The organism is Candidatus Pelagibacter sp. PS_23, assembly GCF_059417905.1.
This window is the reverse complement of sequence record NZ_CM182071.1, coordinates 605,531-625,372: the sequence shown is the minus strand read 5'-3', so window position 1 is coordinate 625,372 and position 19,842 is coordinate 605,531. Positions and strand designations below refer to the sequence as shown.

Annotated in this window: 21 protein-coding genes and 1 tRNA gene; 16 read left to right on the top strand and 6 right to left on the bottom strand. The window is 29.6% G+C overall.

Annotated features, from left to right (window positions below):
• Positions 1 to 15: 15 nt before the first annotated feature.
• From AC5SLY_RS03315 to AC5SLY_RS03300, 4 genes are read right to left on the bottom strand one after another with little or no spacing between them, the layout of a single operon-like run.
• The gene (locus AC5SLY_RS03315; RefSeq protein ID WP_006996859.1) at positions 16 to 579 is read right to left on the bottom strand and encodes a sarcosine oxidase subunit gamma; all 564 of its coding nucleotides are present in this window, start codon (positions 577 to 579) and stop codon (positions 16 to 18) included.
• Entirely contained in the window at positions 572 to 3,580 is a 3,009-nt protein-coding gene (locus tag AC5SLY_RS03310; RefSeq protein ID WP_006996860.1) for a sarcosine oxidase subunit alpha family protein, read from the bottom strand. The genes AC5SLY_RS03315 and AC5SLY_RS03310 overlap by 8 nt, the downstream gene beginning before the upstream one ends.
• Positions 3,581 to 3,584: 4 nt before the next feature.
• On the bottom strand, positions 3,585 to 3,860 hold the full coding sequence (locus AC5SLY_RS03305) for a sarcosine oxidase subunit delta (protein ID WP_006996861.1): 276 nt from the start codon (positions 3,858 to 3,860) through the stop codon (positions 3,585 to 3,587).
• Positions 3,860 to 5,113: a sarcosine oxidase subunit beta family protein gene (locus AC5SLY_RS03300; protein ID WP_006996862.1), complete on the bottom strand. Its 1,254-nt coding sequence runs from the start codon at positions 5,111 to 5,113 to the stop codon at positions 3,860 to 3,862. Before AC5SLY_RS03300 ends, AC5SLY_RS03305 begins: the two co-directional genes overlap by 1 nt.
• 68 nt (positions 5,114 to 5,181) lie before the next feature.
• Here AC5SLY_RS03300 and AC5SLY_RS03295 point away from each other — a divergent pair.
• A tRNA-Ser gene (locus AC5SLY_RS03295) sits at positions 5,182 to 5,273 on the top strand.
• Here AC5SLY_RS03295 and AC5SLY_RS03290 read toward each other — a convergent pair.
• Entirely contained in the window at positions 5,274 to 7,487 is a 2,214-nt protein-coding gene (locus AC5SLY_RS03290; protein WP_011282139.1) for a lytic transglycosylase domain-containing protein, read from the bottom strand.
• Between the two features lie 41 nt (positions 7,488 to 7,528).
• On the opposite strand from AC5SLY_RS03290, the gene dapA reads away from it, so the two are divergent.
• The 10 genes from dapA to recO are packed head-to-tail and all read left to right on the top strand — an operon-like array spanning position 7,529 to position 14,857.
• Positions 7,529 to 8,410 carry a 4-hydroxy-tetrahydrodipicolinate synthase gene (gene dapA / locus AC5SLY_RS03285; RefSeq protein WP_494599113.1) on the top strand — a complete coding sequence of 294 codons (882 nt, stop codon included), beginning with the start codon at positions 7,529 to 7,531 and terminating at the stop codon, positions 8,408 to 8,410.
• The gene (gene smpB, locus AC5SLY_RS03280) at positions 8,410 to 8,880 is read left to right on the top strand and encodes an SsrA-binding protein SmpB (RefSeq protein WP_006996865.1); all 471 of its coding nucleotides are present in this window, start codon (positions 8,410 to 8,412) and stop codon (positions 8,878 to 8,880) included. Before dapA ends, smpB begins: the two co-directional genes overlap by 1 nt.
• Positions 8,846 to 9,367, top strand: a complete 522-nt coding sequence (gene folK, locus AC5SLY_RS03275; protein ID WP_011282138.1) for a 2-amino-4-hydroxy-6-hydroxymethyldihydropteridine diphosphokinase — start codon at positions 8,846 to 8,848, stop codon at positions 9,365 to 9,367. The genes smpB and folK overlap by 35 nt, the downstream gene beginning before the upstream one ends.
• A gap of 19 nt (positions 9,368 to 9,386) precedes the next feature.
• Positions 9,387 to 11,132 carry a bifunctional (p)ppGpp synthetase/guanosine-3',5'-bis(diphosphate) 3'-pyrophosphohydrolase gene (locus tag AC5SLY_RS03270; RefSeq protein ID WP_006996867.1) on the top strand — a complete coding sequence of 582 codons (1,746 nt, stop codon included), beginning with the start codon at positions 9,387 to 9,389 and terminating at the stop codon, positions 11,130 to 11,132.
• On the top strand, positions 11,089 to 11,676 hold the full coding sequence (gene pyrE / locus AC5SLY_RS03265; protein ID WP_011282137.1) for an orotate phosphoribosyltransferase: 588 nt from the start codon (positions 11,089 to 11,091) through the stop codon (positions 11,674 to 11,676). The genes AC5SLY_RS03270 and pyrE overlap by 44 nt, the downstream gene beginning before the upstream one ends.
• Positions 11,673 to 12,392, top strand: a complete 720-nt coding sequence (locus AC5SLY_RS03260; protein WP_494599112.1) for a pyridoxine 5'-phosphate synthase — start codon at positions 11,673 to 11,675, stop codon at positions 12,390 to 12,392. The genes pyrE and AC5SLY_RS03260 overlap by 4 nt, the downstream gene beginning before the upstream one ends.
• Positions 12,393 to 12,394: 2 nt before the next feature.
• Positions 12,395 to 12,781: a holo-ACP synthase gene (gene acpS / locus AC5SLY_RS03255; protein WP_006996870.1), complete on the top strand. Its 387-nt coding sequence runs from the start codon at positions 12,395 to 12,397 to the stop codon at positions 12,779 to 12,781.
• Positions 12,778 to 13,512 (top strand): signal peptidase I, encoded by a 735-nt coding sequence (lepB, locus tag AC5SLY_RS03250; RefSeq protein WP_271766847.1) that lies wholly within the window; start codon positions 12,778 to 12,780, stop codon positions 13,510 to 13,512. Before acpS ends, lepB begins: the two co-directional genes overlap by 4 nt.
• Entirely contained in the window at positions 13,512 to 14,180 is a 669-nt protein-coding gene (gene rnc / locus AC5SLY_RS03245; protein ID WP_494599111.1) for a ribonuclease III, read from the top strand. Before lepB ends, rnc begins: the two co-directional genes overlap by 1 nt.
• Entirely contained in the window at positions 14,177 to 14,857 is a 681-nt protein-coding gene (recO, locus tag AC5SLY_RS03240; protein WP_020169454.1) for a DNA repair protein RecO, read from the top strand. The genes rnc and recO overlap by 4 nt, the downstream gene beginning before the upstream one ends.
• On the opposite strand, the gene hemB is transcribed toward recO, so the two are convergent.
• Entirely contained in the window at positions 14,858 to 15,847 is a 990-nt protein-coding gene (gene hemB / locus AC5SLY_RS03235) for a porphobilinogen synthase (protein WP_494599110.1), read from the bottom strand.
• 72 nt (positions 15,848 to 15,919) lie between these two features.
• Between hemB and AC5SLY_RS03230 the strand changes: the two genes are divergently transcribed.
• Genes AC5SLY_RS03230 through ribD form a run of 5 tightly spaced genes read left to right on the top strand, consistent with a single transcriptional unit; the run spans position 15,920 to position 19,840 of the window.
• Entirely contained in the window at positions 15,920 to 16,561 is a 642-nt protein-coding gene (locus AC5SLY_RS03230) for an aspartyl/asparaginyl beta-hydroxylase domain-containing protein (RefSeq protein ID WP_494599108.1), read from the top strand.
• A gap of 1 nt (position 16,562) precedes the next feature.
• Complete coding sequence (gene rpiB / locus AC5SLY_RS03225; protein ID WP_271479668.1) at positions 16,563 to 16,988, top strand: ribose 5-phosphate isomerase B; 426 nt, start codon at positions 16,563 to 16,565, stop codon at positions 16,986 to 16,988.
• Positions 16,989 to 16,990: 2 nt separating this feature from the next.
• A complete protein-coding gene (glyA, locus tag AC5SLY_RS03220; protein ID WP_271564664.1) occupies positions 16,991 to 18,301 on the top strand; it encodes a serine hydroxymethyltransferase in 1,311 nt (436 codons plus the stop codon).
• Entirely contained in the window at positions 18,301 to 18,759 is a 459-nt protein-coding gene (nrdR, locus tag AC5SLY_RS03215) for a transcriptional regulator NrdR (protein ID WP_006996878.1), read from the top strand. The genes glyA and nrdR overlap by 1 nt, the downstream gene beginning before the upstream one ends.
• A complete protein-coding gene (ribD, locus tag AC5SLY_RS03210) occupies positions 18,740 to 19,840 on the top strand; it encodes a bifunctional diaminohydroxyphosphoribosylaminopyrimidine deaminase/5-amino-6-(5-phosphoribosylamino)uracil reductase RibD (RefSeq protein WP_494599107.1) in 1,101 nt (366 codons plus the stop codon). Before nrdR ends, ribD begins: the two co-directional genes overlap by 20 nt.
• Positions 19,841 to 19,842: the final 2 nt, after the last annotated feature.

Genomic DNA, 19,842 nt, shown 5'->3' with positions numbered 1-19,842 from the left:
TTAATAAATATAAGCTTATAACCTTGACGCACTATCACTCAACCAAGAGTGTAAATGCTCAGAAAAAGACCTTCTAACAAATAAATTTACCTCATTAATCTCTTTATGATGAATAATTACATCAATATGAGATAATATTGTTTGAACAACTGGTCCTTTTTTTGTTTTAAAATCATTAAAATTGAAAGGGGAACCTGTAGCAAATAAATCAAAAACCTTACCACCTTTGATATTTAACATTACAAATTGGTCGCTAACATCAGTTACAGCGCCCAATTTAACTTTAGATATATTTTTAATTAATTCATCTTCAACTTGATAAGTGTTACTTTCCTCACTCACAGTTTCATTTGATATTAACATCCATTCATCGGGACTTAACCAAAATGCAGTTAATTTCTCTGCTGATGTAGACGTATTAGCCTCAGTGGGTAAAACCATATTAAGATTTTTACCTACTGCAGTAATAAAATCTTTTGTTTTACCTCTTATGATTAATTTCATAATAGGTTTGATTTCTTTAATTTCTAAATCAGAATATGTTATATCCCCTTTAATAGAAGTTTTATAATTAAGCATTTAACCTCAAATTTTCTTTGTCAAAAAAAACAGGATCAACAATCGTCACATTAATATTTTTATTTTCCATTGGGATAAATAATTTTTGACCTAGCATATTTTTTCCACCTCTAACTACTGCTAGGGCAATTGATTTATTTAAATTAGGGCTATAGTAACTTGAAGTTACATGACCTAGCATTTCAACTGGTTTTAAACTAGTGTCAGCAACTATTTGAGCTCCTTCTTCTAAAACTTCACTTGGATTATCTGTCAGTAAACCTACTAATTGTTTTCTATCTTCTTTCATGGTGTCAGATCTATAAAGAGATCTTTTACCAATAAAGTCATATTTCTTTTTACTAACAATCCAATCCATCTGTAAATCTATAGGTGTCATCGTTGCATCCGTATCTTGGCCAACAATAATAAATCCTTTTTCTGCTCTTAATAAGTGCATTGTCTCAGTGCCATAAGGAGTGATGTTAAATTCTTTACCTGCTTCCATGCATTTTTTCCATAAGTCTTCACCATAGTTAGCTTGGATATTAATTTCATAACTATGTTCACCAGTAAAACTAATACGCATAATTCTACATTTAATATTGCCAATTTTTGTATTTTTGAATGACATGTGTGGAAAGCTTTCATCTGAAAGATCAAGATCAGGTATTAATTTATTAAGAATTTTTTTACTATTAGGCCCACAGATGCTAGCTGTTGCATAATGATCCGTTACAGATGACAAATACACATCTAGTTCAGGCCATTCAGTTTGTAGGTAATCTTCTAGTTTTCCTAATACGTTTGCAGCACCACCTGTTGTTGTGGTCATAATATAATGATTTTCATCAAGTCTAGTTGTGACCCCATCATCGTAAACCATACCATCTTCATTAAGCATTAAACCATAACGACATTTTCCAATGGCAAGTTTTGACCAAGCATTTGTATAAACTCTGTTTAAAAATTCTGAAGCATCCGTTCCTTGAATATCAATTTTACCAAGAGTTGAAGCATCTAATATACCAGCGCTATTTCTTGCAGCTTTACTTTCCCTTTGAACGGCCTCATGCATTGTTTCATTATTTTTTGGATAGTACCAAGCTCTTTTCCACTGACCAACATTTTCAAATTCAGCTTTATTTTCTATGTGCCAGTCATTCATTGGCGTTCTTCTAAATGTATCAAAATATTCACCAACATTTCGTCCAACAATTGTTCCAAATGTTAATGGAGTGTAAGGAGGTCTAAACGTTGTAGTTCCAAGCTCACCCATCTTAACACCAGCAGTTTCTGCAATAATACCAAGGGCATGCATATTACCAAGCTTTCCTTGATCGGTACCCATTCCAGTTGTTGTATATCTTTTTACATGTTCAATCGATCTAAAACCTTCTCTTAGAGCAAGTTTAATATCTTTTGCAGTTGCATCATTTTGATAATCTACGAAAGGTTTTGTTTTTCCTAAAACTTTATCGGATGGAAGTAGCCAAATATTTCTAATCTTATTATCTTTAGGACAATTTATTTCTAAATTGTCAAATTCAGTTTCATTTATATTTAAAAATTCTTTTAAAGATTTTGTAGAATTTTTTATAACATCATCTAAATCAAAATCACCATTACAAGAACCAATGCTAATTTGAGCTGATGAATATATATCAGGAATAAATACTTGATCTTTTTCTCTAAATTTTAATTTACCTCCTGATTGAGTAAACAAATGAACGGCTGGCGTCCATCCACCTGCAATTGCTAGGCAATCACAATCAAGTTCTATTTTTTCTGGATTTGCAAAAGATTGACCATCTTCTGACAATTCCATTATTGTAATTTTATTAATTCTTTTATAACCCTCAGTATTTACAACTGTGTGTGATCTATAAACTTTAATCCCTAAATCGTCAGCTTCTTTAGTAAATGCAGTTTTAGATTGCTTTCTAATATCTATGATTGCTTCAACTTTAATACCTTTTTTTTGTAATGAAATTGCACTTTCATAAGCTGTGTCATTATTAGTAAGAAATATATTTTTTTGACCAGTTGCAACACCATAATAATCTGCATACTTTTTAACTGCAGATGAAAGCATAATACCAGGTCTATCGTTATTATTAAATACCAGAGGTCGCTCTAAAGAACCAGTAGCAACAATAACTTTTTTAGCTCTAATTTTTAATAATCTTTGTCTTACTTTTTTATTTTTTTCATTTTTAGGAAGGTGATCAGTTAAATTTTCTCTAGCTAATAAATAGTTATATCCATGATAAGCAGCAACACTAGTTCTTGTTTTAATTTCTAGGTTTTCAATATTTCTTAATTCATTAATTTCATTTTCTAACCAAACAGAAGAATTTTGATCGTTTATTTTTATATGATCTGAATTTTGGAAAATTGTAGATCCTCCGATTTCATTTTTTTCATCAAGTAATAATGTTTTAAGATTATTTTTTGCTGCAGTTTTTGCAGCTATAATTCCACTAATGCCAGCTCCGATAACCAAAACATCACAGTGAATGTATTTATGATCATATATGTCAGGATCAGGCACTGTTGGAGATTTTCCTAGTCCTGCTGAATGTCTTATAACATATTCATACTTTTCCCAAAAATTAGCAGGCCACATAAATGTTTTATAATAAAAACCAGCAGGCAGAAGTGGGGATAAGAAATTATTTATACCTCCAATATCAAAGTTAACACTAGGCCAACAATTTTGACTGTTTGCCTCAAGCCCATGATAGATTTCTAGTTCGGTTGCTCTAACATTGGGTTCTGTTAGTGCTGTGTTGTTATTAACCTGTACAATTGCATTAGGCTCTTCAGATCCTGAAGTCATTATTCCTCGTGGCCTATGATATTTAAAACTTCTTCCTACTAAATGAATACCATTAGCTAGCAAAGCTGAGGCAAGGGTATCACCTTTGTATCCAAAATAAGATTTTCCATTGAATTTAAAAGAAACTCTGGAAGTTTCATCAATATATTTACTAGTTGTAACTCTTAAATTTTTTAGCATTAAATTATTTTATAGGAGGTTTTTCACCCATTTTATAAACAGCTTTAATTTGGTCATTTGAAGTATCCCTCACCATGTTAAACCACTTTCTACATCCGTGAGCATGGTTCCATCTTTCAAATTGAATTCCTTTAATGTTTTTTCTCATAAATAAGTATTCTGCCCATTCATCATCACTTAATTCTGTGGGTTGTTTAGGTCTTTCAATGTGAGCTTCACCACCAGCTTTAAATTCACTTTGTTCTCGTTCACCACAAAAAGGACAAGTAATTAAAAACATTAATGAGCTACCGCCGCTGCACCATGTTCATCAACAAGGTCTCCACTGATAAACCTATTTAAATTAAATGCAGCATTTAGTTTGTGTGGTTCATCATTTGCGATTGTGTGAGCAAATAAATCACCTGATCCAGGTGTTGCTTTAAATCCACCAGTTCCCCAGCCACAATTAAAGTACAAACCTTTTATCGTCGTTTTACTAATAATAGGACTAGCATCTGGGCAGATATCTACAATTCCACCCCATTGTCGAAGCATTCTCATTCTACTAAAAATTGGATAAAGTTCTAAGATTGCATTTAATGTTCCCTCAACAATATCGTGACTACCTTTTTGTGAATAAGAAACATAATCATCAGTGCCTGCACCTATTACTAGCTCACCTTTGTCAGACTGACTAACATATGCATGTACAGCGTTAGACATCACTACTGTATCAATAATAGGTTTAACTGGTTCTGAAACTAGAGCTTGAAGAGGTTTACTTTCTAAAGGTAATCTTAAACCTGCCATGTTTGCTAGCACACTTGAATGACCAGCAGCAACTACTCCAACTTTTTTAGTTTTTATAAAACCTTTGGTTGTTTCAATACCTTCTACTTCATCACCATTTCTTTTAATTCCTTTAACTTCACAATTTTGAATTATATCTACACCCATTTCATCTGCACCTCTAGCATACCCCCAAGCAACAGCATCATGCCTTGCGGTACCAGCTCTTCTTTGTAAAGTTCCACCCAGTACAGGATATCGAATATCTTGTGAGGTATTAATAATAGGGCAAAATTTTTTGACTTCTTCTGTGCTTAAGTAAACTGCGTCTATGCCATTTAATCTATTAGCATGTGTTCGTCTTTTTAAATCTCTAACATCCTGTAAGTTATGTGCAAGATTCATCACACCTCTTTGACTAAACATTACATTGTAATTTATTTCTTGAGATAAACCTTCCCACAATTTTAAAGCATGATCATAAAGACCAGCACTAGCATCCCATAAATAATTAGATCTTATAATCGTAGTATTTCTTCCTGTATTACCACCACCAATCCAGCCTTTTTCTACTACCGCAATATTTGTCATATTATGTTTTTTTGCTAAATAGTAAGCAGTTGCCAAACCATGACCACCACCACCAATAATAACTGCATCATATTCTTTTTTTACAGTGGGATCTTTCCAGGCTTTTTGCCAATTTTCATGATAGGAAAAAGCATTTTTGACTAATGAGAATATTGAATACTTATTTTTCATAATATTATTCAAGAATTACTTTATAAATATTGAATATTCAATACAATCGGTTATATCAATGTCGCAGTGGAAGAGTGGGTGAGAGGCTGAAACCAGTCGTTTGCTAAATGACCGTGCGGGGAAACTTGTACCGAGGGTTCGAATCCCTCCTCTTCCGCCATTAAAATAAAGGCTGATCTTTAAAAAAGTCTTTAATTTTAATAGGCTTTTTTTCCAAGATATATCTGTAAACATTGTAGTTTTCCATAACACGTTGAACATAGTTACGAGTTTCTTTAAATGGAATTAATTCAACCCAGTCTACAAAATCAATTTGTTTTTTTTGAGGATCTTTGTTTATTTTTTTCCAGTGTTTAACTCTTTTAGGACCGGCATTATATGCTGCGGTAGCAAAAGGGTAGGCACCATCATATTGTAAAATTAAACCAGCTATATAATGAGAGCCTAGATTAATATTATATTCAGGATCAGAAGTTAACCTTGATTTTGAATATGGAAGTTTTGCTTGTTTAGCAACTAGCTTAGCCGTATAGGGCATTATTTGCATTAAACCTTGTGCACCAACATGACTGTTTGCTCTCATGTCAAATTCACTTTCTTGTCTTATAAGAGAAAGTATAAAAGCTGTTTCAGGTATTTTTCTGCCATTAACATACTGGGGGACACTTATAATTGGATAATTAAAAGTATTATGAAATCTTTTTTCATATGAGGCTAACTTTGATATTTGGATCGCAAAATCGTATCTTGATATATTTGTAGCAAGCTCAGCTGCTAAAATCTCACTTCCACTTGCAATATTGTCATTAGCCAAATGTCTCAGTATATTTTTGGTATATTTATCTTTATTTAATTCATTTAAAAGATGTGTAATTTTTACAAGCTCTTTATTGTAAAAATATTTTCGATAGTCATCTTCAACATCAGCTTGTTCTTCAAGTTCAAAATTTTGACTAGGGTTGATTTTTAAAAAGGCTAATTGACCATAGTAAGTTGTTAGATATTTTGTTGCTTCACGATACCAATCTTCTGATTGTCGTTTATCACCAATTTTTTCATAAGATCTACCAAGCCAATAAGCGCCTCTTGCCAAACTTATAGGGTAGCTAACGTTTTGATAAAAGTTATTGAAATGGTCAACTGCTAAAATAGGGTCATTTAAAAAACTTAATGCAATCCAACCACTCAACCATTCAGCCTCAGCAAACTCTGATCCTTTATCTAGTGAGTGTTGGCTAGCAACTTTATAAGCTGTCTCATATTTATTTTTATAAATAAGAGCTCGTGTCATGATTGCTCTCTCAACCCACCATTTATCTGGTCTCACTAGATAATCTTTATTATTTTTAATTGAAAACAATATTTCAAGTGAACTATCAATTCTGCCTCTTTTTCTTCTCCATTTAAGTCGATCATGATTGAGACCAGCATCATTTTTGAATTTTTGTGGAACATTTTTTATTGCCTGGTCAACACCATAAGATTTACTCATCAAAATTTGTCTAGCTGTATAAAGTAGTTGATAATCTTTAGGTAAATAAGGAAGCATTCTTTTTAAATCCCAATATTTATTTTCCCATGCTAAATAATCAGCTCTATTTATATAATCTTTTGAGTCTAAATATTTTCTATATTTTTTACTTAAAGATTTCATGCTAGCTCTAGAAAGTTCTGCTGTAATCCAGCCTCTCTTAATTAAAGCAATTCCTTTTTCATTATCTCCAGTTTGTATAAAGCTTTCACCTAATACCAGCATACCATAGCCACTTAAGGGCTCATCAACTCCAAACCAATTAATAATTTTTTTAGGAGAAATTTTATCCGTTGAAAGTTTTTGTTCTGCTAAATATTTTATTCTACTTATTCTTGGGTAGTGTTTATTGTTTTGTATAAAAGTCATGTAGTCATAAAACGTAGCTTGGTTTCCTGTTGTTAATAAATGTCTCCATTGTATAAAATTATATATGGATTTATCTTTAGCATTTTTTGAATTTTTCAATGCAGTTGTCCATTGACTTTTTTCCATTGCCTGGATAGATTTTTTTGCAATATCATAGTCTTTTTGGCTGTAGTATTTTGATCTTTTTTGAACTACAGATTTTTCACTTTTAACTATTAATGGCTTACTTTTAGGAATGAGAAAATTAATTTTTTTTTTATTTTTTTTGACTGTTACGATTTTGACTTCTTCTTTTTTTTGTGATGGTTTAGGTTTAGGTTTAAGGATCCCTTGAGATATCTTTTGCTTCTTAACTTCTTCATCTAAAATAGGTTTTTTTAAAGGAATTATTGATATTTCAGCAGCAAATATATTCCCTATAATTACCAAACTTAATAATAGTGATTTTATAAAAAAAATTATCTTTCTGGGCATAAATTTACTAAATGAATCTTTAAACTATGTTATAAGTATTTATGTTCAAAGGATCAAATGTTGCTTTAATAACCCCGTTTAAGAATAATGAGCTAGATGTTGAGGCTTATATTAAGCTAATTCATTTTCAAATATCAAACGGTACAAACGGCTTGGTTCCTGCTGGGACAACAGGTGAGTCGCCAACATTAAGCCATGATGAACATCAAAAAGTAATAGATTTATGTGTTAAAGAAAGCAATGGAAAAAATATAGTTATTGCTGGCACTGGCTCTAATTCGACTAAAGAAGCAATTTCTTTAACAACTCATGCAGAAAAAGCGGGAGCAGATGCGGCTCTAATAGTAACTCCATATTACAACAAACCAACTCAAGAGGGTTTATATCAACATTATAAAGCAATAAACGATAAATGTGGGATACCAATTATAATTTATAATATTCCTGGAAGATCTGTAATTGATATGTCTGTTGATACAATGGCTAGATTATTTGAATTGAAAAATATTGTTGGTGTTAAAGATGCAACTGGTGATCTAGATAGAGTTAATCAACAAAAAGATAAAATGGGAACTGATTTTGTTCAACTAACAGGTAATGATGATAACGCTTTAGAATTTAATAACAGAGGTGGGGTAGGCTCTATAAGTGTAACTGCTAACATTGCTCCTAAGTTATGTTCTGATTTTCAAAAAGCCTCAAAAATAGAAAATAATGAAAGCAAGCTTGAAGCAATCAGATCAGATAAAATTTTACAACCCATTCACAGCTCAATGTTTATAGAAAGCAATCCAAGCCCTGTTAAATATGCCGCAAAACTTCTGGGTCTTTGTGATGATGAGGTTAGATTACCTTTAGTTAAAGTTACAGACCCAACTAAGGATATTGTTAAAGAAGCTTTAGTATCAGCAAATCTACTCTAATGAACAAGAAAGCCAATCCTGGTTTAAAAATTATTTGCTTAAATAGAAAAGCAAGTTTTAATTTTTTTTTTGAAGACTTAATTGAAGCTGGGATAGTTCTTAAAGGGTCTGAGATTAAATCAATTAGAGATGGAAAAGTTAATATTGCAGACTCTTATGCTGTAGAGAAAGACGGTGAAATAGTTTTAATTAACTCTCATATCGCTGCATTTAAGCAAGCCAGTTATTCAAATCACAATCCAACAGATGAACGAAAATTATTATTAAACAAAAAGGAAATTAACAAATTAATTGGTAAAATGCAGAGGGATGGCTTTACACTTGTTCCAACAAAGATGTATTTTAAAAAAGGAAAAGCTAAAATAGAAATAGCAGTAGCAAAAGGTAAAAAACAATTTGATAAAAGAGCTACTAAAAAAAATAGAGACTGGAATCGTGAAAAAGCAAGACATATTAGAAAATCAAGTTAAACAATCATATTTAGCAATAGGATCAAATTTAGGTAATAAAATTACCAACATTCATATAGCCTTGTCTGAACTTAAGAAAAATAAAATTAAGATAAAAAAAGTTTCATCTCACTATTTATCAAAATCTTGGCCAAATCCTTTAATGCCAAGTTTCATAAATATTGTAATAGAAATCGAGACAATCTTAACACCTTTAGAATTATTAGAAATTTGTAACAATATTGAATTAAAATTAGGCAGGGTTAGACTAAAAAAAAATGCTCCACGAACATGTGATATTGATATAATTGATTATGATAAAAAAATTTTGAATATAAATAGTGACAAATTAATAATACCTCATCCAGAGATGACCAAGAGAAATTTTGTATTGTTACCATTATTTGAGATAAACAGAAGTTGGAAGCATCCAGAATCTAAGATTAATATAGTAAATTTAATTAATTCTTTATCAATTAAAGATTTAAGATCTATTAAACAAATATAAATTGATGTTATAGTTAAAAATGATTAATTCAGAAGAGTTAATAAATAAAGTTAAAACTTATAATAAATTTTTAAATCCAGAAAAATTAAGTAAAGCATATAATTATGCTGTTAAAGCTCATGAAAACCAAAAACGTGATTCAGGTGATCCTTATTCAAATCACCCTATAGCTGTTGCTTCAATACTTAGTGAGCTAGAGTTAGACAGTGCTACTATTGTTACAGGGCTTTTACATGATACGATTGAGGATACTCACGCAACTTATGAAAATATTAAAGATGAATTTGGAGAAGAGATTGCTAATCTTGTAGATGGTGTAACCAAAATTTCTGTTTTTGAAAACCAAGCAACATCATCATCTAAAGCAGAAAACTTTAGAAAATTAATCTTAGCTACATCAAAAGACATAAGAGTATTACTTGTAAAGCTGGCAGATCGTTTACATAATATGAGAACTATTGATGCTATATCTAAAGTTGAAAAAAAAGAACGTATAGCGAGAGAGACAATGGAAATTTATGCTCCTTTAGCAGATAGAATGGGCATGCATAGAATTAGAGATGAACTTGAAGACTTATCATTTAAAGTTTTGAATAATGAAGCACGTGAACTTATTAAAAAAAGATTAGACGAAATTAAAGAAGACAAAGTAAATAGTTTTAATTCTATTTCTTTACAATTAAGTGAGCTTTTAAACGAACATAAGATTAATGCTGAAATTTTTGGAAGAGAAAAAACTCCATTTTCTATATGGAGAAAAGTTCAAAAAAAAAGAACATCATTAGAGCAAATTACAGACATAATTGGATTTAGAGTTATTCTTAATAGTGGAGAAGATTGCTATAAAGCATTAGGAATTTTTCATCAACACTGGAATTGTATACCAGGAAAATTTAAAGATTATATATCATCACCAAAAATAAACAATTATCAGTCATTGCACACAGCTGTGATAGGTCCAAATAGAAGACCTATTGAAATTCAAATAAGAACTATGCCAATGCATGAATTTGCAGAAAGAGGTATTGCATCCCATTGGAAATATAAATCATCTGAAAAATTTGATTCATTAACATGGAAAGAATATGACTGGTTAGCCGACCTTGTGGAAATTATTGGTAAAAATGAAAACCCTGAACATTTTTTTGAGTATACAAAACTACAAATGTTTCAAGAAAATGTTTTTTGCTTTACACCAAAAGGCTTAGTTATCAAATTGCCAAAAGATGCAACACCAATAGATTTTGCATATGCTGTTCATACAAAAGTTGGCGATCATGCAATATCTTGTAAAATTAACGGTAATGACAGTGAATTACAAAACATACTTTATAACGGTGACGTAGTTGAAATCATAACCTCTAAAAATAAATCACCATCATTGCATTGGATACCAATTACAAAAACTGGAAAAGCAAGAGCTGCTATTAGAAGATACTGGCATTCTAAAGGTGAACAAAAAGAGGAAAGAATAAAAAAATACAATACAACACTTTGGATTTCTCTCCCAGATCAACCTGGTAAACTTGGTGAAATAACCACATCATTAGGCTCTCATAAACTGAATATATCCAGTGTAGAGATGAAAGAAAAAACTAAAGATTATATTAACTTCAGATTTAACCTTATTATTAGAGACTTGAAAAACTTTACAAATTTTATTAGTGAGCTAAAACAAAAAGATATTAAATTTAAAATCATTAGACATGAGGAAAAAAGAAATGCTTTCACACAAAAAATCTTTAAATATTTTAAAAAAAACTAATGCTCTTTTAGAAGGTCATTTTGTTCTATCATCAGGTTTGCATTCACCTAAATATATTCAATGTGCCAAACTTTTAAGTTTTCCACATTTGGCAAAAGATATTTGTAATTCATTAGCAAAAAAAATTAAAAAAAAATTTAAATCTATAGATTTGATTTTAGCTCCGGCAATGGGTGGAGTTATTATTGGTTATGAAATTGGTAAAATTTTAAAAAAAGAAACAATTTTTTGTGAAAGAGTTAATGGCAAATTTGCTTTAAGACGAGGTTTTCATATAAAAAAAGGATCAAAAGTTTTAATAATCGAAGACGTTATAACAACTGGTAAATCGAGTTTAGAGTGTGTTAAATTAATAACAAAACCTGGTGCAAAACTTATTGGTTTTGCTTCAATTATTGACAGATCAACCAAAAATTCATTAAAAATAAAAAAAAATATTATCTCTCATATGAAGATAGATGTTCCAACATTTAAGACTAATAAATTACCTGAAAGTCTTAAAAATACTCCAATTACAGTACCAGGAAGTAGATTTATTAAATGAAAAGACTAGGAGTTAATATTGATCATGTTGCTACAGTTAGAAATGCAAGAGGATCTTTTCATCCTGACCCATTTACTATTGCCAAACACGTAATTAAATGTGGAGCACATTCAGTTACCATTCATTTAAGAGAAGACAGAAGACATATAAAAGATTCTGATGTTGTTAAAATTTGTAAAAGTAGAAAAATAATTACCAATTTAGAAATTTCACTCAACAAAGAAATAATTGATATAGCATTAAAGAATAGACCTAATTTCATTTGTATAGTTCCTGAAAAAAGAAAAGAGGTGACAACAGAAGGTGGATTAAATTTAATTAAAAATAAGAAAAAAATTAAATCTATAATATCATTATTTAATAAGAAGAGTATTAGAACAAGTCTATTTATTGACCCAAACTTAAAAGATATAAAAATTGCAAAAGAATTAAATGCTACTTGTGTTGAGCTACATACAGGAAAAATTTCAAATTTAATAAAAGTAAATAAAAGTTATAAAAATGAATATTTAAAAATAAAAAAATGTTCAGAACTGGGCGTTAAACTTGGTATCGAGGTTCATGCAGGTCATGGTCTTGACTACAAAACTACCTCTATACTAAGTAAAATTAAAGAAATTACGGAATTTAATATTGGTCATTTTATAATTGGTGAGTCACTTACTCATGGTTTAAAAAAAACCATTACAATATTTAAAGAAATAACCAATAAATAAATATGAAAATTCTAGGTATTGGTGTTGATATAGTAGAAAATATTAGAATACATAAATCTTTAAAAAATGTTAATTTTATTAAAAGAGTTTTTTCTAGCTCAGAAATATTGTTAGCAAAAAAAATAACTAATAAAAAATCTTTTTATTCTAAAAGATTTGCTGCCAAAGAAGCATTTTCTAAAGCAATTGGAACTGGTTTTAGAGAGAATTTGAATTTTAAGGATATAACTGTAATTAACGATAAGTTAGGTAAACCCTCATTTGTGGTCACAGACAAAATAAAAAAAATTGTTAAAAAGAGATTTAAAATATCATCCTTTAATTTCTTTCTGTCAATTTCAGATGAAAAAAAATATTCTGTAGCCTACGTGATTTTACAAAAAAAATGATATCAAAAAAAATTATAATCGATAATATTAAAACAATTTTTTATGCTTTAGTTATAGCTATTGTTATTAGATCTCTTTTTATTCAGCCTTTTTATATTCCTTCATCATCAATGGAACCAACGTTATTAATTGGTGATAGATTGTTTGTTACGAAATATTCTTATGGTTATAGCAAGCATTCTTTTCCTTTTAGTCCACCAATAATAAATGGAAGACTATTTTATAATAAACCTAAGGTTGGAGATATTATTGTTTTTAAAACACCAGCTGATAACAGAACCGATTATATTAAAAGATTAATTGGCCTACCAGGTGACAATGTTCAATTTATTAACGGCGATTTATTCGTAAATAATAATCAAATATTAAAATCTAGAATTTCTCAAAAGGATAAAATTTATTGTGGAAATCAAACAATAGATGTTAATACATTTGAAGAAAAGCTTCCAAACGGCAAAACACATAATAGTGTATATTTAAAAAGTTATAGTTTTCAAAGTTCAGATAACTTTATAGTTCCGCCTCAACACTACTTTTTTTTAGGAGATAATAGAGACTGTTCTAAAGATAGTAGATATTTGACTAGTGTTGGATATGTACATGAAGATAATTTAGTCGGTAAAGCTCAATTTATTTTTTTTTCATCCGATTTTAGAATTGGAAATATTTTTTCTTTTTGGAAATGGCATAAGACAATTAGATTCGACAGGTTTTTTAAGAAAATTATTTAATGAAAACTAACCCCATAAAATTAGAAAAAAAATTAAAGTTAAAGTTTTCTGATCAAAAAATTTTTATTAAGAGTTTAACCCATAAAAGTTTTGACTCAATAAACAACAATGAAAAGATTGAATTCTTAGGGGATAGAGTTTTAGGTCTTATTATTGCAAAAAAATTACTAGAACTTTATCCTGATGAAAAAGAAGGGGTGTTAGATAAAAAATTTGCTTCATTGGTAAATAAAAAAAAATGTTTAGAAATTGCAAAAAAAATAGAACTAGAGAAATATATTTTAGTTTTAAACCCCAAGAATAAAAAAATTGAAATTGAAGATAAAATTGTAGCGGATTGTTTAGAGGCCTTAATCGGAGCGATCTATCTTGATAAAGGTTTAAATTTTACTGAAAGATTTATTCTTAATTTATGGAGCGAACATATTACAGCAAGTGTTATAACTCAAATTGATGCTAAGACAAAACTACAAGAATACTCACTTAAAATTTTCAAAGTTTTGCCTATTTATAAACTAATCTCAAATACAGGGCCCCGACATAAACCTCTTTTTAAAGTTGCCGTTAAATTAAAAAATACTAAATTTTTTACAGCAGAAGGAACTTCTAAAAAAGATGCAGAACAGAATGCTGCTTCTTTATGTTTAGAGGATATTTTTAAAAAATGAATTGGGACGATAGCGCTTATTTAGTTTCAAAAAATAAATATAGTGAAAATTCAATAATCGCTGAGGTCTTTACAGAAAACCATGGAAAAATCTCAGGGATAATTTTTGGTGGAACTTCAAAAAAAATCAAAAACTACTTGCAAATTGGTAATAAGATTTATGTAAACTATAATTCTAAAAGTGTTACTAGAATTGGTTATTTCAAAATAGAGATTTTAAAAGCTTTAACACCGCTCTATTTTGATGAAAATCAGAAACTATCATGCATTACATCGGCAATGCACCTTATAAAACTTCTTACTGCTGAAGCACAATCTAATAAAGAAATTTTTAAATTAATTAATAAATTTTTTGAAATATTAAACTCTGAAAATTGGATTCAAAAATATATTTTCTGGGAGTTAGAACTTTTAAAATTATTGGGATATGATTTGGAATTAAAAACTATGGCTGAAAAAGAAATTGTTGATAGTGAAGTCAATTATTACGTTAAATCCTCAACTGAAAAAAAAAGTATTCCAAATTTTTTAATAGATGAAAATGATATGGATGTTAATTTAAATAATTTACTTAAAGGTCTCAAGCTTGTTAGTGATTACCTTGAAAAAAGTATTCTAAAACCAAATAATTTAAATCTTCCTACTTCTAGAACTCATTTTATTAATCTTTTAAAATAGTTATTTTATTAAATCTTCAATTCTATCTGCGTAATAGCTTACTATAGCGTTTGCTCCGGCTCTTTTAAAAGCAATCAAGCTCTCTAACACTGAGTTTTTATCTATTAGACCTTTTTTGATACTATTACTTAATAGTGAGTATTCACCTGATACTTGGTAAGCAAGAACAGGAATTTTAAAATTATCTTTAACTGTTTTAATTATATCAAGATAGGGCATACCGGGTTTAACCATAACCATATCAGCTCCTTCTTTAATATCTAGCGCCACTTCTCTTATTGCCTCATTGCTATTTCTAAAGTCCATTTGATAACTTTTCTTATCACCCTTTAACAAACCTTTAGAACCAACTGCATCTCTGAATGGACCATAAAAACTTGAAGCATATTTTACTGCATAAGAAAGTAGTTGAACCATTTCATGACCCTCCTTATCTAAAGCTTTTCTTATTTTACCTATTCTTCCATCCATCATGTCTGAGGGAGCCAGAATATCACAGCCAATTTCTGCTTGTAACAATGATTGATTTATTAATACTTCAATAGTTTCATCATTTAACACGTAGCCTGATTTTATTAAACCATCATGACCATGTGAGGTATAAGGATCTAAAGCTACATCACACATAATACCAATTTCATTTTTATATCTTTTTTTAATATATCGAATGGCCTTACAAACAAGATTGTCTTCATTCAATGCCTCAGTTCCAATTTCATTTTTTTTTGTTTTATTTGTATAAGGGAACAATGCAACCATAGGTATTTTGCTTTTGATTGCTCTATCAACAATAATTCCAAGTTTATCTATTGTGTATCTATAAACATCAGGCATTGTTTTAATGGATTGTTTTATATTTTTTCCATCAATCAAAAATATAGGTAATATAAAATCGCTAGATGACAGGCTATTTTCTTGAACTAATCTTCTAGACCAATCATTTTTACGACTACGTCTAAGTCTTAAATTTGGGTAATTTCCTGTAATCATGTTTAAATCTGCTTTTAAAATGCGACAAATGTATTATACAAATATATATTAAAAAAGGTAGAAAACAACTGCATGAGCTTAGACAACAAAAACATAATTGACTTAGATCTAAAAAAAGATCAAAAAGTTTTAGATTTTAGTGATTTTCAAAAACAAGATATTAAATTTGATATTAATAAACTCCAAGAGGCTTATAACCAAATTGTTCAAACAAGAAAATTTGATGATGGCGGTGGTATTGCTCACTTTGGGGCTATTTGTTTAACACAAATTCCTGGAGATCCAGATTCTATTAAAGGAAGCAAGACTAGAGGCTCTTACTGGACAAAACCAGACAAATCAGGAAAAGAAGTTACTAGAGATGTTTCAATAGATGAGGCTGCATACTCTGAATTTATACCAGACTATGAAAACACTTATTTCAAGGAAGTATTTGATGCACTTTCTTCAAAATACAAATTAGGTAGAGTTAGAATTTTACTTAAGGAGCCAAGATCAACATTGAGTTGGCATAGAGATCCAGAGCCAAGGTTACATATACCTATAATTACAAACCCTGGTTGCTTAATGGTTATTGATAATGTTGCAAAACATATGCCTGCTGATGGCTCAGTGTGGGTAACTAATAATGTAAAATACCATAATGCCTTTAATGGTGGTGAAGAAAACAGAGTTCACTTGGTAGCCTGTGTTTTAGATTATAAGTTTAATTAAATTGAAAAAAATATTTTTATCCTCTGATCACGCTGGCTATAAATTAAAAGAATTAATTAAACTTCATTTAGATAAAAAGAAAATTAACTATACAGACTTAGGTCCATTCAATAGTCAAAGTGTTGACTATCCAGACTATGCTCATAAAGTTGCTAAAAAAGTTAAAACAAACAATAATCATGCCGGCATACTCGTATGTGGCTCTGGGATGGGAATGAATATTGCTGCAAATAGACATAAAAATATACGTGCTGCTCAGTGTTTTAATTTGAAATCAACTAAATTATCAAGATTGCATAACGATGCAAATATCATTACATTAGGATCAAGACTTCTTACTAAAAAAACTGCTTTAAATTGTGTTAGCGTTTTTTTAAATACAAAGTTTGAAGGTGGAAGACACGCAAAAAGAATTAAAAAGATTTAATTATGTCTAGTGAAAAAAACTATTTAAATGAAAATTATAAAAGCTTTTTTGAAGACAGCTTATCTGTAACTGATCCAGAATTACATAAAGCCATAAGTGATGAGCTAAAAAGACAACAACAACATATAGAATTAATTGCTTCTGAAAATATAGTTTCTCAAGCTGTTTTAGAGGCTCAAGGCTCTGTATTAACAAATAAATATGCAGAAGGATATCCTGGAAAAAGATACTATAATGGATGTGAGCATGTTGATGTTGCTGAAAATTTAGCCATAGAGAGATTAAAAAAAATTTTTGATTGTAAATTTGCAAATGCCCAACCACATTCTGGGGCTCAAGCAAATGGAGCTGTATTTTTAGCGCTATTAAATCCTGGTGATACATTTATGGGGATGAGCTTAAATTCTGGTGGACATATTACTCATGGGTTGAAAATATCAATGTCAGGTAAATGGTTTAATCCCATAGGGTATGACGTTGATAAAGAGTCCGAACTTATTGATTATGATAATGTTGAAAAACTTGCATTAGAACATAAACCAAAACTCATAATTTGTGGTGGTAGCGCTTACTCTAGAGTAATCGACTTTAAAAGATTTAGAGAGATTGCTGATAAAGTAGGGGCATATTTGATGGTGGATATGGCTCATTTTTCAGGTTTAGTTGCTGGTAAAGGTTATCCTAACCCATGTGAACACGCACACGTAGTTACCTCAACAACTCATAAAGTTTTCAGAAGTGCTAGAGGTGGAATTATTTTAACTAATCATGAAGACCTAGCAAAAAAATTTAATACTGCAGTATTTCCTGGTTATCAAGGTGGACCGTTGATGCATGTCATCGCTGGAAAGGCTGCTGGGTTTTTGGAAGCTTTAAGACCAGATTTTAAAGATTATATCAAATCAGTTTTGGCAAATGCAAAAATTTTATCTGAGACACTTAAGAATAATGGTTTTAAGATTTATTCTGGTGGAACGGATACTCATTTAATGTTAGTTGATCTAAGACCTTTCAATGTCAAGGGCAATGCTGCAGCCGAAAGTCTTTCAAATGCTAATATTACCTGTAACAAAAATGGAATACCTTTTGATTCTGAAAAGCCAATGATTACTTCTGGGATAAGACTTGGAACTCAAGCTGCAACAACTAGAGGCTTTGGATTGAAAGAGTTTGAGAAAGTAGGTGAATTAATTACTAAAGTTGTAAAAGGTTTGTCTGAAAACCCTGAGAATAACAGTAAAATTGAAGAAGAGGTTAGAAATGAAGTTATAGATCTTACATCTAACTTTCCAATATATAAAAATTTAAAATAATGATTTGTTCAATTTGTAAAAAAGGTGAAACATCAGTAGTAGATTCTAGACCTACAGAAGATGGAACAGCCATAAGAAGAAGAAGACTTTGTGTGTGTGGAGCTAGATTCACAACTTTCGAAAGAGTACAATTTAGAGAAATAATGGTAGTCAAAAAGAATGGAAGAAAATCATCGTTTGATAGAGATAAACTTTCTAAATCAATTTATATAGCCTTAAAGAAAAGACCTATTGATACCGAAACTGCAGAAAAATTTATTAGTCGAACTTCAAGAGCTTTAGAAGAACTTGGTCAAAGTGAAATTTCATCAAATACAATTGGCACAATGGTTATGGAAGGTTTGAAAGATCTTGATCCTGTTGCATACGTTAGATTTGCATCTGTTTATAGAAATTTTAGAGAAGAAAAAGACTTTGTGCAATTCGTGGACAAATTAGATGTCTACAAAAAAAGATAAATTTTCAATTAAAGATAAAATTTTTATGGAGCTTGCCTTGAATTTGGCAAAAGCTCGTCATGGACTAACTGGAATTAATCCTTCTGTAGGTTGTGTGATTGTCAAAAATAATAAAATACTTTCAATTGGTCAAACAGGTTTTAAAGGTACACCTCATGCAGAATTTAATGCCATTAAAAATTCACATGAAAATATAGAAGGCTCAAAAATGTATGTCACCCTTGAACCATGTAGTCATTATGGAAAAACTCCTCCATGCACAAATATTATAATTAAAAATAAAATTAAAGAAGTTGTCTATGGAGTTGAAGATATTGATAAAAAAGTTAAAGGTAAAACTTTAAAAATTCTTAAGTCAAAAAATATTTTAGTAAAAAAAGATTTACTCAAAAAACAAATTAATAAATTTTATGCACCTTATTTTTTTAATAGAAAAAAAAACCTTCCTTATGTTACTGGTAAAATTGCAATTTCTAAAAATAATTTGATATATAGCAAAGATACTAAAAGAATTTCAGATATTCATACTGATAAATTTACACATTTTCTTAGATATAAAAATGACTCGTTAATGATTTCCTCCAAAACTTTAAATAAAGATGACCCAAAACTCAATTGCAGACTAGAAGGTTTGAGTAAATTTTCTCCTAAAAGAATAATTTTAGATAGAAACTTAGAAATTAAAAAGAATTCATATATTTTTAAAACAGCAAATAAAGACAATACTATAATTTTTTATTATAACGCCAAAGCTGAGGTGAAATTAATGTTAAAAAAAAAAGGTATAACTTTAATCAAAAGTAAATTAAATAAAAATAGCTTTGATATTAAATCAATTTTAATGAAACTCTATGTCCTTGGCTGTAGGAATTTATTAGTTGAAGGGGGAAATGATCTTTCTAAACACATTATTAAAAAAAAATTATTTAATGAATTTTATTTATACAAATGTAGTAAAAGTTTATCAAAGTTAGTTAATCATAAAGAGTTTGTTTTTCTTAAAGAATTAAAGAAAAATTATAAAAATAAATTGAAAATTAATAAAAAATTAGGCAAAGACGTAATCACGCTTTACAAATAATA

Bases quoted from the DNA above. Each gene is read 5' to 3' on its own strand.
- AC5SLY_RS03305 (WP_006996861.1), bottom strand. From the start codon at position 3,860: ATGTTTTTAATTACTTGTCCTTTTTGTGGTGAACGAGAACAAAGTGAA.
- pyrE (WP_011282137.1), top strand. From the start codon at position 11,089: ATGCTTTCACACAAAAAATCTTTAAATATTTTAAAAAAAACTAATGCT.
- hemB (WP_494599110.1), bottom strand. From the start codon at position 15,847: ATGATTACAGGAAATTACCCAAATTTAAGACTTAGACGTAGTCGTAAA.
- lepB (WP_271766847.1), top strand. From the start codon at position 12,778: ATGATATCAAAAAAAATTATAATCGATAATATTAAAACAATTTTTTAT.
- smpB (WP_006996865.1), top strand. From the start codon at position 8,410: ATGAACAAGAAAGCCAATCCTGGTTTAAAAATTATTTGCTTAAATAGA.
- recO (WP_020169454.1), top strand. From the start codon at position 14,177: ATGAATTGGGACGATAGCGCTTATTTAGTTTCAAAAAATAAATATAGT.
- AC5SLY_RS03230 (WP_494599108.1), top strand. From the start codon at position 15,920: ATGAGCTTAGACAACAAAAACATAATTGACTTAGATCTAAAAAAAGAT.
- AC5SLY_RS03270 (WP_006996867.1), top strand. From the start codon at position 9,387: ATGATTAATTCAGAAGAGTTAATAAATAAAGTTAAAACTTATAATAAA.
- dapA (WP_494599113.1), top strand. From the start codon at position 7,529: ATGTTCAAAGGATCAAATGTTGCTTTAATAACCCCGTTTAAGAATAAT.
- AC5SLY_RS03300 (WP_006996862.1), bottom strand. From the start codon at position 5,113: ATGAAAAATAAGTATTCAATATTCTCATTAGTCAAAAATGCTTTTTCC.
- rnc (WP_494599111.1), top strand. From the start codon at position 13,512: ATGAAAACTAACCCCATAAAATTAGAAAAAAAATTAAAGTTAAAGTTT.
- AC5SLY_RS03260 (WP_494599112.1), top strand. From the start codon at position 11,673: ATGAAAAGACTAGGAGTTAATATTGATCATGTTGCTACAGTTAGAAAT.
- AC5SLY_RS03315 (WP_006996859.1), bottom strand. From the start codon at position 579: ATGCTTAATTATAAAACTTCTATTAAAGGGGATATAACATATTCTGAT.
- nrdR (WP_006996878.1), top strand. From the start codon at position 18,301: ATGATTTGTTCAATTTGTAAAAAAGGTGAAACATCAGTAGTAGATTCT.
- AC5SLY_RS03310 (WP_006996860.1), bottom strand. From the start codon at position 3,580: ATGCTAAAAAATTTAAGAGTTACAACTAGTAAATATATTGATGAAACT.
- glyA (WP_271564664.1), top strand. From the start codon at position 16,991: ATGTCTAGTGAAAAAAACTATTTAAATGAAAATTATAAAAGCTTTTTT.
- acpS (WP_006996870.1), top strand. From the start codon at position 12,395: ATGAAAATTCTAGGTATTGGTGTTGATATAGTAGAAAATATTAGAATA.
- ribD (WP_494599107.1), top strand. From the start codon at position 18,740: ATGTCTACAAAAAAAGATAAATTTTCAATTAAAGATAAAATTTTTATG.
- AC5SLY_RS03290 (WP_011282139.1), bottom strand. From the start codon at position 7,487: ATGCCCAGAAAGATAATTTTTTTTATAAAATCACTATTATTAAGTTTG.